The sequence below is a fragment of the Pedobacter sp. KBW01 genome, from assembly GCF_003852395.1.
GTDB lineage: Bacteria > Bacteroidota > Bacteroidia > Sphingobacteriales > Sphingobacteriaceae > Pedobacter.
This window is the reverse complement of record NZ_QAJQ01000010.1, coordinates 339,327-354,276: the sequence shown is the minus strand read 5'-3', so window position 1 is coordinate 354,276 and position 14,950 is coordinate 339,327. Positions and strand designations below refer to the sequence as shown.

The window sequence follows — 14,950 nt, the reverse complement described above, 5'->3', positions numbered from 1 at the left end:
TTTTACACGAAACCGGATACTAATAAATGAGTAGAGCTAATTCTTACATGTACTCAATCTTAACACTAAAGATCATAACTGTCTGATTTTCAATAATATTAAAAACAAAATTATTTACCCTACAATTTTCAGATTCATTTTCGTTTTCATTTTTGATGATAAAAGTGCGGATATAACTCCTGTTTTTTTACATGAAATGATTTTAAAATATTTCAACTATCGCCAATTATGCCCTTAGCAGTATTTTTAAGCAGTCTAACCATAGCTAAAAACAAAGACAACTGTAATTTGTTAAACTAAATCAATTAAGAAAATATTATGGAAAAGCTATATACAGCTGAAGTTACAGCTACTGGAGGAAGAGACGGACACATTAAATCTGGCGATGGAATACTGGATTTCGATTTAAGAAAACCAAAAGAATTGGGTGGACAAGGTGGTGCCACCAACCCCGAAGAGTTATTTGCTGCAGCATGGGGTCCATGTTATTTGGGAGCTTTAGGTTCTATAGCCGAACGCGAAGGTATAGATGTAAGTGAAGCAAATGTAAAAGTTTTGGTTTCGTTTAATAAAGATGGAAATTCATTTGTGCTTTCTGCCGATCTGGATGTACATATCCCGGGCATCTCTCATGAAGAAGCACAGTCGCTGGCAGAAAAGGCGCACAGAACCTGCCCTTATTCTAAAGCTACTAAAGGGAATATCGAGGTTAGGGTTACTGCGGTGTAGGTCCTTGTACAAACCTACATGATAGTCGTCATCTCGACCGAAGCGCAGCGAAATGGAGAGATCTTTAATTAGATTTCTCGACTACGTTTCACTTCGGTCGAAAGGACGAGCTACAATAAATATGTATTTCTTCAAGAAAAATTTCCTTTAAACACAAAAGATCCCGATTAAAAACCGGAACCTTTTGTGTTTTTATCAAAGTCAGCTGTCAACTGGCTTAAAATTATATCGCTTCTTCTTTAACCAAAGTATTAGCCGGACGGCCGTTTTTAAAAGCATCGCGGGTTTTTAATCCCAATAGTTCGAACATGGCCATATCATCAACAAAAGCCGGGTTTGGTGTAGTTAGCAATTTATCACCTGCAAAAATAGAACTTGCACCTGCCATAAAACAGAAAGCCTGCTCTAATGTGCTCATTTCATTTCTTCCGGCAGATAAACGTACCACTGAATTTGGCATTACAATACGTGCAGTAGCAATCATCCTTACCATATCCCAGATCGGTACACGGGGTTGATTTTCTAAAGGCGTTCCTTTAACAGGTACCAAAGCATTAACCGGCACCGACTCCGGATGTGTTTCCATATTTGATAAAGTCTGTAGCATCGAAACGCGGTCTTCTACGGTTTCACCTAAACCAATAATACCACCGCTACATACGGTTAATTTAGCTTTACGTACATTATGAATGGTATTTAAACGGTCATCGTAAGTTCTGGTCGAGATAATACGTTTGTAATCATCTTCAGAAGTATCCAGATTATGGTTATAAGCATATAAACCGGCATCAGCTAAACGTTGTGCCTGATCTTCTGTAAGCATCCCCAGGGTACAGCAAACCTCCATATCCATATCGTTAACAGCTTTAACCATATCAATAACACGGTCAAAATCGCGGTTATCGCGCACCTCGCGCCATGCTGCGCCCATACATAAACGTGATGCACCACCCTCTTTTGCTTTTACTGCAGCGCTCACCACCTGGCTAACCTGCATCATAGGCTGTACTTCTACATCCGTATGGTAACGGGCAGCCTGCGGGCAGTAAGAACAGTCTTCTTTGCAGCCACCTGTTTTGATAGAAATCAATGAGCTTACCTGAACCTCATTGTAATCTTTATTCGCTCTGTGTATGCTTGCTGCTTCGTAAACCAGATCTAAAAATGGTCTATTGTAAATTTCGTATATTTCTTCTTTTGTCCAATCGTGTCTTGTCGTTTGCATTCGGATCAGGATTTGTTTAAGCTATAGTAAAAGTTTGCTGGCTAAACCTAAAATTAACAGGAAGCCAAAAACATCGGTAAAAGTAGTAATAATTATAGATGATGCAATGGCAGGATCGATGCCCACCCTTTTTAAGATTAGCGGAATACCAGCCCCGGTAATGCCTGCAATAATCAGGTTCCCAGTCATTGCCAGAAAGATAACCAGGCCCAGCATCGGATTTCCATCAAAAAAGAAGGCAAAAATAAATACAATTAATCCGTTAGAAGCTCCGTTGATTAAACCTACTGTAAACTCTTTTAAAACGGTTCGGTAGGCTTGCTTGTCGGTCAAATCGTAAAGAGAAATACGCCTTACCGTTACTGCGAGGGCTTGTGTAGCTGCATTACCGCCCATACCTGCAATAATGGTCATGTAGGCCGCTAATGAAGGAATTAATTTAATGGTTGGATCGAAATACCGCACTACCGATGAGGCTAAAAAAGCCGTACCTAAATTGATGATTAACCAGGGCAAACGCGATTTCACCGCCTCTACCCAGTTACCGCTCAGTTCCTCGTCTTCTGATACCCCCGAAATTTTAAGGATATCCTCGGTACTCTCCGCTTCCATTACATCGATTACATCATCGAAAGTTACCCTTCCGAGTAGTTTCTGGTGATCGTCTATAACCGGGATACTGGTTAAATTGTATTGCGAAATTAAATTAGCTACTTCTTCCTGGTCGGTATCGGGATGCACATAAACGGCATCAACCTTTACCAGCTCGGTTATTTTGGCATTGTGCTTGGCTTTGATAATATCTTTAAGCGATACAATGCCTTTAAAAATCTCCTCATCATCCACCACGTAAATGGTGTAAAACTCTTCCATTTCCTCGCTCTGACGGATGATCTCGTCGATTGCGTCTTTTTTGGTGAGGTTAATATTTACACAGATCAGCTCTGTGTTCATCAATCCACCCGCAGTTTTCTCGTCGTAGGTTAACAGGTTTCTGATCTCAGAAGCATGGTCATCTTCCAGGTCTTCGAGAATTTCTTTCTGTTCGTGGTCTTCGAGTTGCGAAATAATATCGGTCGCATCATCGTAATCCAGCTCCTCAACAATTTCGGTACGTTTATCAGGGTGCAGTTGAAAAAGCAGGTCTTCGGGATGGGATTCTTCATCCATCTCCGAAATAATTTCGGATGCAGTTTCTGCAGGCAGCAAATTAATGATGTGCTGCTGTTCCGATTTATCTAAACGTTCAAATAAAATAGCAATTTCTGAGGCATGGTATTCTGCCAAAACCTCTACCAAAATTTCATCACCGGCTAAAATTGCATTTTTAACCTTCAGTACGTCGCTTTTATCTATTTCGAATGACTGCATTTATCTCTTCAGCTGGATGTTTCAAAAGTAAAGGTTATTTTCAATAATCAGGGCTAGACTACACTCAATTAATTTAATGATTTATCCAGCTTTTTGAAAAATAAAATTTCAAAAACTTGGAAATGCGAAATTATCTCTATACAAAATCATTATTTAAACCAACCTTTGCGCCAAAAATAAATCACCTGCAATACCGCAATTATCCCCATTATAATCCATGTCCAGGTGTAACCATGCGGACTGTAAAGCTCAGGCATGTTATCGGGCATTACTTTACCCGTTACCGGATCTTCACGACTAAAATTCATGCCATAAATACCTGCTATAAAGGTTAGCGGAATAAAAATAGACGAAATAATGGTCAGTACCTTCATAATCTCGTTCATCCGGTTACTGATAATCGACAGGTTCATATCAATATTAGCCGAGGCAATCTCCTTTAAAGATTCTATAAAATCAATAATCTGAATACAGTGATCGTAAGCATCCTTCATATAGGTTTTAGTCAGATCGGAAATTAACGGACTGTCTGTTCTGATAATATCATTCAGTTTATCGCGCTCTGGCCAGGCCACCTTCCTGATCGTAATCAGTGAGCGCTTAATACCCTGGGTATCGTACATAATCCGCTTATCCGGGTTATCGAACAGCCGGTCTTCAATTGCATCCAGTTCTTCACCCCAAAAGTTCAAAAGCGCGAAATAATTATCAACGATCACATCCATAATGGCATACATCAGGTAGCTGCTGCCACCAATCCGGATATTCCCCTTGCCTATTTCCAAACGTTTCCTTACCGGCTCAAAACAATCGGCATAAGTTTCCTGAAAAGTAATTAAGGTTCGTTCGGAAAGGATAAATGAGATCTGATCGTTATTTAAAACTCCCTCATCGTTTAAATACAAGTGGCGGCTTACCGAAAAAATGTATTTGTCGTTATCGTATTCATCTAATTTTGGTCGCTGGTAAGAACTGGTAATGTCTTCTAAAACCAATCGGCTGATGTCATATTTCGAATATAGGGTTTCAAATATGGTTGGGTCACCCAGGCCCTTAATATCAAACCAATAATTAAAATCCTTGCTTTCAATCAGTTTATCAATGTTATTAATATTGTCTAATTCTACTTTCTTATAGCTTTTATCGTTATAAGTATGCAATACAATAATTGGTTTTAAAGCATCTTCATCAATAGCATATAAACCCGGACTAGTGCCTGGTGCCGGCACTTTGTAGTGCTTATGCCTGTTACGTGGTTTGTTTTTCCCCATAATTATAAATATAACCGGGCCTGTGGGCCCTGATTGAATAACAAATCAACAATGCTTAAGTTGGGCAAAAATTGATGCCGGTCTTCAAATACCTGATAATACGGCTTATTATTTACCATATCTTCTTCCTTTTTAGGGTTCATCATCCCCCTATAATCGAGCTCCGGTGGTACCGTATCGTTATATTCGTTGGTAGTATTCATGATAACGGGCAGTTTGAGTTTTTTATTTAACCATTCTATCAGCTCGAGGTTATAATCGAACAAAAACTCAAATTTTTCATGATAAAAGCGTGATAGCTCGTCTTCGTAATATTCAAAATATGCGGAACTTCTGTAACAGCCCTCTAAACTAAGCCAATGTAAACGCTGCCATTTAAAATCGTAGCTAATGCGCACGTCTTTCATTTTGGTATGCGTTTTTGAACCTTTAACCACAGGCACGGTAAGATCTAGCTTCCCGTTAGGCGAATAAATACTGGCCCGGTTCCGGTACGTTTGCTTAGCCAAATGTTCGTGTTTTTCAATTAAAAAATCTGGCCCCAGCTTTTGCAATAAACTAAAATAACCAACTGGTGGAAGATAAAATAATGGAAGTATAGCTGTATTCTGCATTTGAAAATTTATGTTTGTAGCTGAAACGTTTAAAAATAATGATTTAAAGAGGGATTTCGCATTCTGGCCTGTTTTTTATACCAGCTATAACGCTTTACACCTTCCCTGCTATTTTTTTGCAAGATTACTACATTATCTGCTTTATTTAAGCAATGGGTTTAGAAAAATTATAGTAATCGTCCTTATTTTTAAATTTTATTAAAAGATGATTTGGTTCCGTAGCGATAAACAAGCGGAAATTTAACCCGAAATAAAAAGAATGAGTCCTTCTGTAGCCATTGTAATTTTAAACTGGAATGGAAAAGCATATTTAGAAAAATTTTTGCCCCGAATTTTGCAGAGCAAGTATGATAACCTGCAAATTGTTGTAGGAGACAATGCCTCGACCGACGATTCTGTTGCTTTTGTACAAGAAAATTTCCCCAGCATTAAAATTATCCGGAACGAGGTTAATTATGGCTTTGCAGGCGGCTACAACAAGGTTTTAGAACGTGTTGAGGCAGATTATTTTATTCTGCTCAACTCAGATGTAGAAGTTACCCTTAACTGGATACAGCCAGTTATCGATTTAATGGAAAGTGATGCGCAAATTGCAGCTGCACAGCCTAAAATAAAATGGTACAGCGACAAAAACCAGTTCGAATATGCAGGTGCAGCCGGTGGATACCTTGATATTTACGCTTTCCCGTTTTGCCGCGGAAGGTTGTTCAACGTTTACGAACAAGATAATGGCCAATACAACAATACCCAAGAAGTGTTTTGGGCCAGTGGTGCAGCGTTTTTCATTAAAAGTAAATGCTGGAAAGAAGCTGGCGGACTAGATGCTGACCTTTTTGCGCACATGGAAGAAATAGACCTCTGCTGGCGCTTAAAAAACCTGAATTATAAAATCATGTACTGTCCCGATGCAGAAGTGTACCATGTGGGTGGCGGTACTTTGCAGACCGAGAATCCTTTTAAAACCTACCTTAATTTCAGGAATAACCTCATTATTATGCAAAAAAACCTGCCTGCAAGCGATGCCGTTTTCAGGATTTTTATCAGGATGTGTATAGATTTTGTAGCCTGGTGGCACTTCCTGCTAAGTGGAAAACCTAAATTTACCATGGCGGTAAGCAAAGGGCACTGGCATTTCTTAAAATCGCTAACTAAAACAAATAAAAAACGAAAAGCCTTTCAAAAGCCTTATGCTACACATCAGGGTGTATTTAACAACAGCGTGGTTTGGGCATTTTTTATCCGGAAGATTAAGTACTTTTCTGCTTTAAAATAATTTTAACTACAAAGCACGCTAAGCATGGCGCAAAGAGCGCAAAGTTAGGCATACAAAACACTCTTAAAATCTTTGAGTTTCTCTGTGTAAACTTTGTGACCTCTGTGGTAAAAAATGCTCATGTCTTATTTCAAAGATTCTTCAATCGATTTCTCAACCCAGTTTACCGTATTCGATCCTAAACCTAGCGTACTAAATTTAATGTAACCCTTTTTATCAATCACAACATGTGTTGGATAGCCTTTTACGCCGTATTTACTGGCGATAGAGCGTCCTCCACCGATAATGTGATAATCAAAAGGCATTGTTTTTAAAAAAGGTTTAAGTTCATGCTTTTCATCCAGAGCAATCGCCAGGAAAACCACATCTTTATTGTCTTTATATTTCGCAACAATTTCGTTCAGGTGCGGAATTTCGGCCTTGCAGGGCGGACAATTGATAAACCAGAAGTTAATCACATACACCTTTGCGGTACTATCCTTCAAGTTGTATCTATTGCCTTCAATATCGCTGGCCTTAAAGCCATTAAATAGTTCGCCTTCTTTAAAAGATTCGCTTTCACGTGGCCTTGGCATTTTTTTTACATAAGCCGCTTTCTCATCAGCAGAGAGCTCATAAATCAGATATTCCTTTTCACCACTATCTGTGAAGGTTTTCCTGTCTTTTATTCCATATTTACCTGATTGCATTAATTTTTTCCAGGCATTGTAAGGATAAACCATCCCATCTTCTCCTCGTATAACCGATTGTTCGTTAAGAATGGTTCTTTTTTGTGTAGTTTCTTGTGCTTGCCCCAACAAGCAGTTAATGAGTAGAGCAGTTAATATTAGATATTTGAACATATAATTTGAGATTTATATAAGCAAACTTTCAATAGCCAGGCGGTAACCATTCATGCCAAAACCGGTTAAAACGCCCTGGCAATTCTTACCCGTTAAAGAAACATGGCGATACTCTTCACGCGCATAAATATTTGAAATGTGCACCTCAACTACCGGGGTTTTAATGGCTGCTATGGCATCTGCCAGCGCAACTGATGTATGGGTATAGCCACCAGCATTTAAAATAATTCCGTCGTAAATGAAACCAATTTCATGCAATTTATTAATCAATTCGCCTTCTACATTGCTTTGGTAGTAATCGATTTCGATAGCCGGGTATACTGTTTTCAGTTCTTTAATGTAATCTTCAATGCTGGTATTACCATAAATAGAAGGTTCGCGTACGCCTAAAAGATTTAAATTGGGGCCATTAATAATTTGTATTTTCATCTGTTTATAATCTTGTTTTAATGATGATTAAGCTACCGTCATTTCCATAATCTATTCGATTTTTGAAAAAATCATGATGGTTTCATGATCACTTGTAACGTTAAATGTTGTAACGTTGCAATGTTATAAAAAATCTCAAATAAAAGCATGCTTTGGCAATCATATATTAAAGGTTTTAGATCTTATTTAAAACTCGAGCGATCGTTAGCTGTCCATTCGGTTGAGGCTTACCTGAGCGATATCGAAAAACTGGTGCAGTATTATCAATCGTTAGATGAAACTCCGCAGCTTACCGATATCCGTACAAGCGATATCAAATCTTTTATTTCGTGGTTAAATGAGTTGGACATGCAGGCCAGTACCCAGGCCAGGGTAATTTCGGGCTTGAAAGCTTTCTTTGCTTATTTGATGATTGAAGAGGTAATTACCAACGATCCAACGGCGTTAATTGAAGCGCCCAAACTTAGCAGAAAGCTACCCGATACACTGAATATTTATGAGATCAACGCCTTAATAGCCGCCATTGATGCCTCTAAACCCGAAGGCATGCGCAACAAAGCAATAATTGAAGTACTATACAGTTGTGGTCTACGCGTTAGTGAGTTAACTGATTTAAAAATATCAAACATTTTTCCTCAAATCGAATTTATTAAAGTAATTGGTAAAGGGAATAAAGAGCGTCTAATCCCGATTGGAAGTGAAGCACTGAAGCTGATGGAGATTTATATTAACGAAGTGCGGGTGCATGCCAATATAAAAAAAGGTCACGAAGATTTTATCTTTCTAAACCGCTTTGGAGCCAAGCTTTCCAGAATTTCGATATTCAACCTGATTAAAAGTCTGGCTGTAGGTACGGGCTTAAAGAAAACCATTAGTCCACATACTTTAAGGCATTCTTTTGCCACACATTTAATTGAAGGTGGAGCCGATTTAAGGGCTGTACAAGAAATGCTGGGGCATTCGAGCATCACCACTACCGAGATTTATACGCACATTGACCGCGATTATTTAAGAGAAGTAATTACACAATTTCATCCGCGGTCTTAAGCAGGTAAACGGCAGCAAATCATCCGGTCTTTTCCTTGCATATCTTTTCGTAACTCAATGTTTTCAAATTCTTTACTAACCAACATATCAACGGTTTCCTGACCTAAATATTCATTGATTTCAAAGTATAACTTCCCATTAGGTTTCAGGTTTGTTAGCGCAAAAACAGCAATGGCTTTGTAGAAAATTAGGGGATCATCATTACTTACAAAAAGTGCCAAATGTGGTTCATATTCTAAAACATTATAGTGCATTTCAACTTTCTCTAAATACCTGATATACGGCGGATTACTTACAATAACGTCAAATTTTAATTCACTTGAAAAAGTTAATATATCAGCCAAGATAAAATTCACTTCCACACCTATTTGCGTAGCATTTAACTTAGCCACAGTTATAGCCTCTTCCGAAACGTCTAACGTAGATACTCCTGCCTGTGGCAAATGTTTTTTAAGCGTAACCGGAATACAACCCGAGCCTGTTCCAATATCTAAAATTTTAATATCGCGAACTGCAAACTGTAAACTGCTATCTGAAATAATCCACTCCACCAACTCCTCAGTTTCGGGTCTCGGAATAAGTACATTTTCATTTACCTTAAATACCAGTCCGTAAAAATGAGCTTCGCCCAAAACATGTTGCACCGGTTTCCCCATCTGCAAATCGCTAAGCATGCTTAACAATTGCTGTTCGTTAACCAAATCAACAGCTGTATCGCGCAGCATCCTCAATTGAGTGAAAGACAAACCTAACACATGCGCTGAAGCAAGTCTAAACAAGGCACTGGCTTCCTCGCCATCATATAAAGCTTTAAGCTCTAACTGATAAAATGCTTCTAATTCTCCAATTTTCATTAACAACAGTTTTGTTTTAGCAGGTAGTATCGGGTTAATGCACAATTTACAGCAGCATAACACCTTTCCTCCTGACATTTCAATGGCTGCAAAATTACTTATTTAGGATGATATCAATTCTGTTTAGCGCGCTCCATGACTCTTTTTTTACTACTTTTGCCACCATGAGCGACGAATTTTACATAAAACGCTGTCTGGAATTGGCCGCTTTGGGTATTGGCCAGGTTAGTCCAAATCCTATGGTTGGTTGCCTAATTGTAGCTAACAATCAAATTATTGGTGAAGGCTACCACCAGCAGTACGGCCAGGCGCATGCCGAACCCAATGCAGTAAAAGCTGTGTTCGATAAATATGGCGACCAGGCCGAAAATTTATTAAAACAAGCTACCGCTTATGTAAATTTAGAGCCCTGTGCGCATTTTGGCAAAACCCCGCCTTGTGCCGATTTATTGGTTAAACATCAGCTCAAAAGAGTAGTAATCGGAAACCGTGATCCATTTTCGGGTGTTGATGGCAAAGGAATTGAAAAACTTAAAAATGCCGGAATCGAAGTGATTAGTGGCATTGCAGATGCTGAATGCCGCCATTTCAACCGCAGATTTTTTACCCGAATACAGCAACAACGGCCTTATGTTATTTTAAAGTGGGCCGAAACAGCCAATGGCTATTTTGCTACAAGTGATGGTCACCAGAAATGGATTAGCGGAGCCCTAGCTAAACGTCTTGCACACCAATGGCGAACCGAAGAAGATGCAATCCTGATTGGCAAGCAAACGGCTATTATCGATAATCCACAGTTAAGCTCAAGAGAGTGGCCGGGTAGAAATCCGATACGCCTGCTTATTGATAAAAACCTGCAGGTTCCGCAATCCAATCACATTTATAACGAAGCGGCTAAAACCATTGTTTTTAATGAAGTTAAAACCGACGTGGTTGGCAACATTCATTACATTCAAATGGAAGACATGCAATTCTACCTCCCGCAAAAGATTGCCTTTCAGCTCTATTTGATGGATATACAATCGGTAATAATTGAAGGTGGTGCAAATATTTTGAAGCAATTTTTAGATGCAGGTCTTTGGGATGAAGCACGAGTTTTTACTTCCTCAACCAGCTGGAACGAAGGTATACCATCACCCGCAATAAATGGTAATCTGCAAGAACAGGTTCAAATCGGAAACGATAAACTATCTATCTATATAAACAACCTAAATAAATGATCTACATTACTTTAAGCATTTGCTGTAGTGTTACCGTAGCCGTGCTGTTAAAGCTGGCCAAACGTTATCAAATCAGCATTATCCAGGCAGTTGCCGTAAACTATTTTGCCGCCTTAACACTTTGTTTTTTCTTTTTCAAACCCGATATCAAATTAGTAAGCAGTGCAGCGCCATGGCCCATATACACTGCTTTGGCTATACTCTTACCTACTATATTTTTGTTCCTTGCTGCTTCTGTTAAAAACCTTGGCATTGTTAAAACCGATATCGCTCAGCGTTTGTCGCTATTTATCCCAATACTGGCCGCTTACTTTATTTTTAAAGAAGATTTTAACAATCTAAAAGTAGTTGGCCTAACCGTTGGTTTTGTTGCCATTTTCCTAACATTTTTACGCAAAAGTAATCCTGATCAAAAAACAGGAAACCTTATTTATCCGGTAATGGTATTTATTGGCTTTGGAACAATTGATGTACTGTTTAAACAAATTGCCTTATACAAAGAATTACCCTATACCACCTCTCTTTTTACCATTTTCTGCATGGCTTTTGTGGTTTCGCTGGTTATCGTTGCCGTAATGACAATTTCCGGGAAGATAAAATTACAATTGGTTAATCTGGCCTGTGGGTTGATTTTAGGCTTCTTCAACTTCGGAAACATCCTTTTTTACCTAAAAGCACATAAAGCCCTGTCGCAAAACCCTTCTACAGTGTTTGCGGCAATGAACCTGGGCGTTATTATAGTCGGTACCCTAATAGGTGTTGCAGTGTTTAAAGAAAAATTAACAAAGATAAATTACCTTGGAATAATCCTGGCCATTGCCGCGGTTATTTGCATTACCCTTTCGCAAAATGTTGTTCGATGATTCGTATAAAACAATCGGGAGTGCATCAGAAGGCATATTTCGAGATAAAGGGAGCAAATTTATTGCTTATACCTATCCCATCCGTTCGGAAGAAGAAGTTAAACCTCTTATTACCGCTTTAAGGGCTGAGCATGCTAAGGCAAGGCATTTTTGCTATGCTTACCGCTTAACACCGGATCGGTCCGTATTCCGGATTAACGATGATGGAGAACCATCTGGCACTGCTGGCAGACCTATACTCAACTGCCTGTTATCAGAAGATGTGACCAATATTTTGGTGGTGGTAGTTCGTTATTTCGGCGGAACCTTATTGGGTGTTCCAGGTTTAATTAACGCATACAAAACCGCCAGTATAGAGGCGATTAAAGCAGCAACTATTATAAACAAAACTGTAAATGATGTTTATGAAGTTAATTTTGATTATCTTCAAATGAATGATGTGATGAAGCTGGTGAAGGAAGAAAACATTGAAGTTTTGGCGCAACAATTTGATACGCAGTGTGTATTGAAATTCGAAATCAGAAAAAACCAACTGAACCAGGTTTTAGGTAAATTTGATAAAATAGCAGGCGTTAAATTAAAATACCTGCAAACCATTTAAACCTGACCATTATTACCAGTAGATTTTAGTTACCTGTAAAACGAAGAATAATCAATAATCAAATGAAAATAGCTGAGAGCGATTTAATTATCAACCCCGATGGCAGCATTTATCACTTAAATTTGTTGCCAGACGATATTGCGGATAACGTAATTACCGTAGGCGATCCTGACCGGGTTGGCGAAGTGAGCAAATATTTCGACAAAATTGAGTTTAAGAAAGGTAAACGCGAATTTATAACGCATACAGGCTATGTAGGTAAAAAGCGGATTACCGTGCTTTCAACCGGCATTGGCACCGATAACATTGATATTGTTTTTAACGAACTTGACGCCCTTGTAAACATTGATTTCGAAACCAGGGAGATTAAAAAACATCTTACTTCTTTAAATATTATCCGCATAGGCACTTCTGGCGCGGTACAGCCCGATATCCCGATGGGCACAATTCTGGCCTCATCTTACGGTTTAGGAATGGATGCCCTGATGAATTACTACTACCATGAATTAACTGGAGATGAACGCAGTTTAATGGATGACCTGAAATCGCATTTTGGCCATCTGAAAAATATAAACCCATATTTAACAGCAGCTAACGATAATTTACTAAATACCATCGGTAAAAATATGCACCATGGCATTACCATTACGGCACCAGGCTTTTACGCACCCCAAGGTAGAATTGTACGCGCAAAAAACGCAATCCCCGATTTTATTAGTTTAATTAACAGCTTTAGCAGCAACCAGCACCGCATAACCAATTTAGAAATGGAAACCGCGGGTATTTATGCTTTGGCTAAAGTTTTAGGACACAAAGCACTATCGGTAAATGCCATTTTAGCCAGCAGGGTAAAATTCGAGTTTAGCAGCAATCCCAATAAAATTGTAGATGATGCTATTAAAATGGTTCTGGAGAGGATTTGATTGTAATAATTGAATTTTGAATGACCAAATGAGTGAATTTTCTATGCTCAGGCACAGCTTTATGCAATCATTCAAAACTCAATCATTCAATCATTTAAACTTTAGGTATTTCTTCTTTCACCAGATCATTTCCGGCGCTATCTAAATACGTACAGGTCATTTCTTCTGTATCAATAATCCATTTTTCTACGCCAGCATCGGCCGCCTGCTTACAGAAAGTAAAAAAATCGGTTTCGCCCTGCTGATGTATTTTTAAAGCATGCTCCAGTTTTTCAGCAGAAGATACTTCGTTAATAATTAAAGCAGGATAATCCTCCGGACTCTCCTGCTGTGCATTATCTTCATCATCAAAGTAAATAGATAAGCCATTGTTTACATAAACATCATTTCGCTTAACCCCCATTGCCTTAATTTCTTTAATAAATTGAGGAAAATCTGCACCGGTTTTAATCTTTGCCGCTGCTGCCTGGATATTCGAAATGGTAAACATACTTTATCTGTTTAATGAAACTTTGTAAACTGTTGTTTGTGTATACAAATCATCTGGCCTTAACACAGTACTCGGGAATTCCGGAATATTAATTCCGTTCGGATGATGTTGTGTTTCTACGCAAAAGGCGCTGTAACTTTCATAATCACGTCCATCTTTGCCATTTTTTACATCTAAGTATTTAGCTGTATACAAATGCGCTACCGGCTCAGTAGTATATACACTTAAAGTTAAACCGCTTTCTGATTCAATTGTTTTGCTAGCCAGTGATAAATCTCCATAGATTTTATCAAGGACAAAAGTTTGATCGTATCCTTCATCCTCGTTCCAGTCGCGACCAATTTCTTTTAACTGCGTAAAATCATGTTCAGTATCTTTAACCGGAATTAACTTACCTGTTACCGAGTAATTATCATCCTGTTCCAAATAATTAGCGGCAAAAATCTGTAATTTATGGTTTTTAATGTTTCCACCTTTTGGCGCAAGGTTAAAGTAACCATGGTGGGTTAAGTTAATCGCAGTAGCCTGATCTGTTTCAGCTTCGAAGCTTAAAATCAGTTCATCATTTTCGGTCAGTTCGAAGGTTAAATCAACGATCAGGTTTCCAGGATAGTTCTCTTCACCATCCGGGCTTTCATATTGCAATGTAACTGCTGGTTGTGGACCCTCAACTACATCAATTATATCCCAAACTTTTTTATCGAAACCAGTTATACCACCATGAAGGGCATCGGTACCAGCATTTTGAGCCAGCTGGTAAGTTTCGCCATCAATTGTAAATCTGCCGTTTTTAACACGGTTGGCATAACGACCAACTACCGCTCCTAAATAAGGGTAACTTGCCAAATATGCAGGATCAAGATATCCTTCAATGGTATCGAAACCCAATACAATATCCTGCATTTCGCCATTGGCATTTTTAACTACAAATTTGCTGATGATAGCACCGTAATTAAATATTTTAACATAAGTGCCTTTGCTGTTGGTTAGTTCGATTGCGATAACTTCTTCGCCATCAATAATTTTTCCGGTTGGTATTTGCTGAACGCTCATAAATTGTAACTTAGGGCTTTTGTTTCCTAAACAAACATACCATTATTACTCGCTTTTTATAAATATTTTTAGTCAAATGAACATTAATCTTGAGGAAAAATTTGCCGAGCATTATCATAAAAAAGCCGATGCACTTTATTTTACA

General features: G+C 38.6%; 17 protein-coding genes. 8 read left to right on the top strand and 9 right to left on the bottom strand.

The window, feature by feature from the left end:
• Positions 1-318 precede the first annotated feature (318 nt).
• Entirely contained in the window at positions 319-729 is a 411-nt protein-coding gene (locus tag DBR40_RS12115; RefSeq protein ID WP_124559995.1) for an organic hydroperoxide resistance protein, read from the top strand.
• A 223-nt stretch (positions 730-952) separates the two neighbouring features.
• On the opposite strand, the gene bioB is transcribed toward DBR40_RS12115, so the two are convergent.
• The 4 genes from bioB to DBR40_RS12095 form a co-directional block, all read right to left on the bottom strand.
• Positions 953-1,954, bottom strand: a complete 1,002-nt coding sequence (gene bioB, locus DBR40_RS12110; protein ID WP_124559994.1) for a biotin synthase BioB — start codon at positions 1,952-1,954, stop codon at positions 953-955.
• A 21-nt stretch (positions 1,955-1,975) separates the two neighbouring features.
• A complete protein-coding gene (gene mgtE, locus DBR40_RS12105; RefSeq protein WP_124559993.1) occupies positions 1,976-3,325 on the bottom strand; it encodes a magnesium transporter in 1,350 nt (449 codons plus the stop codon).
• 149 nt (positions 3,326-3,474) lie between these two features.
• Positions 3,475-4,596, bottom strand: a complete 1,122-nt coding sequence (gene corA / locus DBR40_RS12100) for a magnesium/cobalt transporter CorA (RefSeq protein ID WP_166211803.1) — start codon at positions 4,594-4,596, stop codon at positions 3,475-3,477.
• A 2-nt stretch (positions 4,597-4,598) separates the two neighbouring features.
• Positions 4,599-5,210 (bottom strand): WbqC family protein, encoded by a 612-nt coding sequence (locus tag DBR40_RS12095; protein WP_124559992.1) that lies wholly within the window; start codon positions 5,208-5,210, stop codon positions 4,599-4,601.
• A gap of 259 nt (positions 5,211-5,469) precedes the next feature.
• On the opposite strand from DBR40_RS12095, the gene DBR40_RS12090 reads away from it, so the two are divergent.
• A complete protein-coding gene (locus DBR40_RS12090) occupies positions 5,470-6,483 on the top strand; it encodes a glycosyltransferase family 2 protein (protein ID WP_124559991.1) in 1,014 nt (337 codons plus the stop codon).
• A gap of 125 nt (positions 6,484-6,608) precedes the next feature.
• Here the strand turns inward: DBR40_RS12090 and DBR40_RS12085 are convergent, their stop codons facing one another.
• Positions 6,609-7,325 carry a TlpA disulfide reductase family protein gene (locus tag DBR40_RS12085; protein ID WP_124559990.1) on the bottom strand — a complete coding sequence of 239 codons (717 nt, stop codon included), beginning with the start codon at positions 7,323-7,325 and terminating at the stop codon, positions 6,609-6,611.
• Between the two features lie 12 nt (positions 7,326-7,337).
• Positions 7,338-7,754: a type II 3-dehydroquinate dehydratase gene (gene aroQ, locus DBR40_RS12080; RefSeq protein ID WP_124559989.1), complete on the bottom strand. Its 417-nt coding sequence runs from the start codon at positions 7,752-7,754 to the stop codon at positions 7,338-7,340.
• A gap of 147 nt (positions 7,755-7,901) precedes the next feature.
• Here aroQ and xerD point away from each other — a divergent pair, with 147 nt between their 5' ends.
• Entirely contained in the window at positions 7,902-8,801 is a 900-nt protein-coding gene (xerD, locus tag DBR40_RS12075) for a site-specific tyrosine recombinase XerD (RefSeq protein ID WP_124559988.1), read from the top strand.
• Here xerD and prmC read toward each other — a convergent pair.
• The gene (prmC, locus tag DBR40_RS12070; protein ID WP_124559987.1) at positions 8,798-9,655 is read right to left on the bottom strand and encodes a peptide chain release factor N(5)-glutamine methyltransferase; all 858 of its coding nucleotides are present in this window, start codon (positions 9,653-9,655) and stop codon (positions 8,798-8,800) included. The genes xerD and prmC overlap by 4 nt on opposite strands.
• 164 nt (positions 9,656-9,819) lie before the next feature.
• Here prmC and ribD point away from each other — a divergent pair, with 164 nt between their 5' ends.
• The 4 genes from ribD (at position 9,820) to DBR40_RS12050 (ending at position 13,262) form a co-directional block, all read left to right on the top strand.
• Positions 9,820-10,875, top strand: coding sequence for a bifunctional diaminohydroxyphosphoribosylaminopyrimidine deaminase/5-amino-6-(5-phosphoribosylamino)uracil reductase RibD (ribD, locus tag DBR40_RS12065; RefSeq protein WP_124559986.1), 1,056 nt, complete (start codon positions 9,820-9,822; stop codon positions 10,873-10,875).
• Positions 10,872-11,738 carry a DMT family transporter gene (locus tag DBR40_RS12060; protein ID WP_124559985.1) on the top strand — a complete coding sequence of 289 codons (867 nt, stop codon included), beginning with the start codon at positions 10,872-10,874 and terminating at the stop codon, positions 11,736-11,738. Before ribD ends, DBR40_RS12060 begins: the two co-directional genes overlap by 4 nt.
• Positions 11,725-12,339, top strand: a complete 615-nt coding sequence (locus DBR40_RS12055; RefSeq protein WP_124559984.1) for an IMPACT family protein — start codon at positions 11,725-11,727, stop codon at positions 12,337-12,339. The genes DBR40_RS12060 and DBR40_RS12055 overlap by 14 nt, the downstream gene beginning before the upstream one ends.
• 62 nt (positions 12,340-12,401) lie before the next feature.
• Complete coding sequence (locus DBR40_RS12050) at positions 12,402-13,262, top strand: nucleoside phosphorylase (RefSeq protein ID WP_124559983.1); 861 nt, start codon at positions 12,402-12,404, stop codon at positions 13,260-13,262.
• 94 nt (positions 13,263-13,356) lie between these two features.
• Here the strand turns inward: DBR40_RS12050 and DBR40_RS12045 are convergent, their stop codons facing one another.
• Both DBR40_RS12045 and DBR40_RS12040 read right to left on the bottom strand, forming a co-directional pair.
• On the bottom strand, positions 13,357-13,752 hold the full coding sequence (locus DBR40_RS12045) for a DUF1398 domain-containing protein (protein ID WP_124559982.1): 396 nt from the start codon (positions 13,750-13,752) through the stop codon (positions 13,357-13,359).
• Positions 13,753-13,755: 3 nt separating this feature from the next.
• Positions 13,756-14,805: an aldose epimerase family protein gene (locus DBR40_RS12040; RefSeq protein WP_124559981.1), complete on the bottom strand. Its 1,050-nt coding sequence runs from the start codon at positions 14,803-14,805 to the stop codon at positions 13,756-13,758.
• A gap of 76 nt (positions 14,806-14,881) precedes the next feature.
• On the opposite strand from DBR40_RS12040, the gene DBR40_RS27125 reads away from it, so the two are divergent.
• Positions 14,882-14,950, top strand: a 69-nt coding sequence (locus tag DBR40_RS27125; protein WP_255420104.1) for a hypothetical protein, incomplete at its 3' end; no start/stop codon positions are given.

Excerpts from the sequence above, each read along its gene's own strand:
- DBR40_RS12115 (WP_124559995.1), top strand. The coding sequence starts at position 319 with ATGGAAAAGCTATATACAGCTGAAGTTACAGCTACTGGAGGAAGAGAC.
- bioB (WP_124559994.1), bottom strand. The coding sequence starts at position 1,954 with ATGCAAACGACAAGACACGATTGGACAAAAGAAGAAATATACGAAATT.
- mgtE (WP_124559993.1), bottom strand. The coding sequence starts at position 3,325 with ATGCAGTCATTCGAAATAGATAAAAGCGACGTACTGAAGGTTAAAAAT.
- corA (WP_166211803.1), bottom strand. The coding sequence starts at position 4,596 with ATGGGGAAAAACAAACCACGTAACAGGCATAAGCACTACAAAGTGCCG.
- DBR40_RS12095 (WP_124559992.1), bottom strand. The coding sequence starts at position 5,210 with ATGCAGAATACAGCTATACTTCCATTATTTTATCTTCCACCAGTTGGT.
- DBR40_RS12090 (WP_124559991.1), top strand. The coding sequence starts at position 5,470 with ATGAGTCCTTCTGTAGCCATTGTAATTTTAAACTGGAATGGAAAAGCA.
- DBR40_RS12085 (WP_124559990.1), bottom strand. The coding sequence starts at position 7,325 with ATGTTCAAATATCTAATATTAACTGCTCTACTCATTAACTGCTTGTTG.
- aroQ (WP_124559989.1), bottom strand. The coding sequence starts at position 7,754 with ATGAAAATACAAATTATTAATGGCCCCAATTTAAATCTTTTAGGCGTA.
- xerD (WP_124559988.1), top strand. The coding sequence starts at position 7,902 with ATGCTTTGGCAATCATATATTAAAGGTTTTAGATCTTATTTAAAACTC.
- prmC (WP_124559987.1), bottom strand. The coding sequence starts at position 9,655 with ATGAAAATTGGAGAATTAGAAGCATTTTATCAGTTAGAGCTTAAAGCT.
- ribD (WP_124559986.1), top strand. The coding sequence starts at position 9,820 with ATGAGCGACGAATTTTACATAAAACGCTGTCTGGAATTGGCCGCTTTG.
- DBR40_RS12060 (WP_124559985.1), top strand. The coding sequence starts at position 10,872 with ATGATCTACATTACTTTAAGCATTTGCTGTAGTGTTACCGTAGCCGTG.
- DBR40_RS12055 (WP_124559984.1), top strand. The coding sequence starts at position 11,725 with ATGTTGTTCGATGATTCGTATAAAACAATCGGGAGTGCATCAGAAGGC.
- DBR40_RS12050 (WP_124559983.1), top strand. The coding sequence starts at position 12,402 with ATGAAAATAGCTGAGAGCGATTTAATTATCAACCCCGATGGCAGCATT.
- DBR40_RS12045 (WP_124559982.1), bottom strand. The coding sequence starts at position 13,752 with ATGTTTACCATTTCGAATATCCAGGCAGCAGCGGCAAAGATTAAAACC.
- DBR40_RS12040 (WP_124559981.1), bottom strand. The coding sequence starts at position 14,805 with ATGAGCGTTCAGCAAATACCAACCGGAAAAATTATTGATGGCGAAGAA.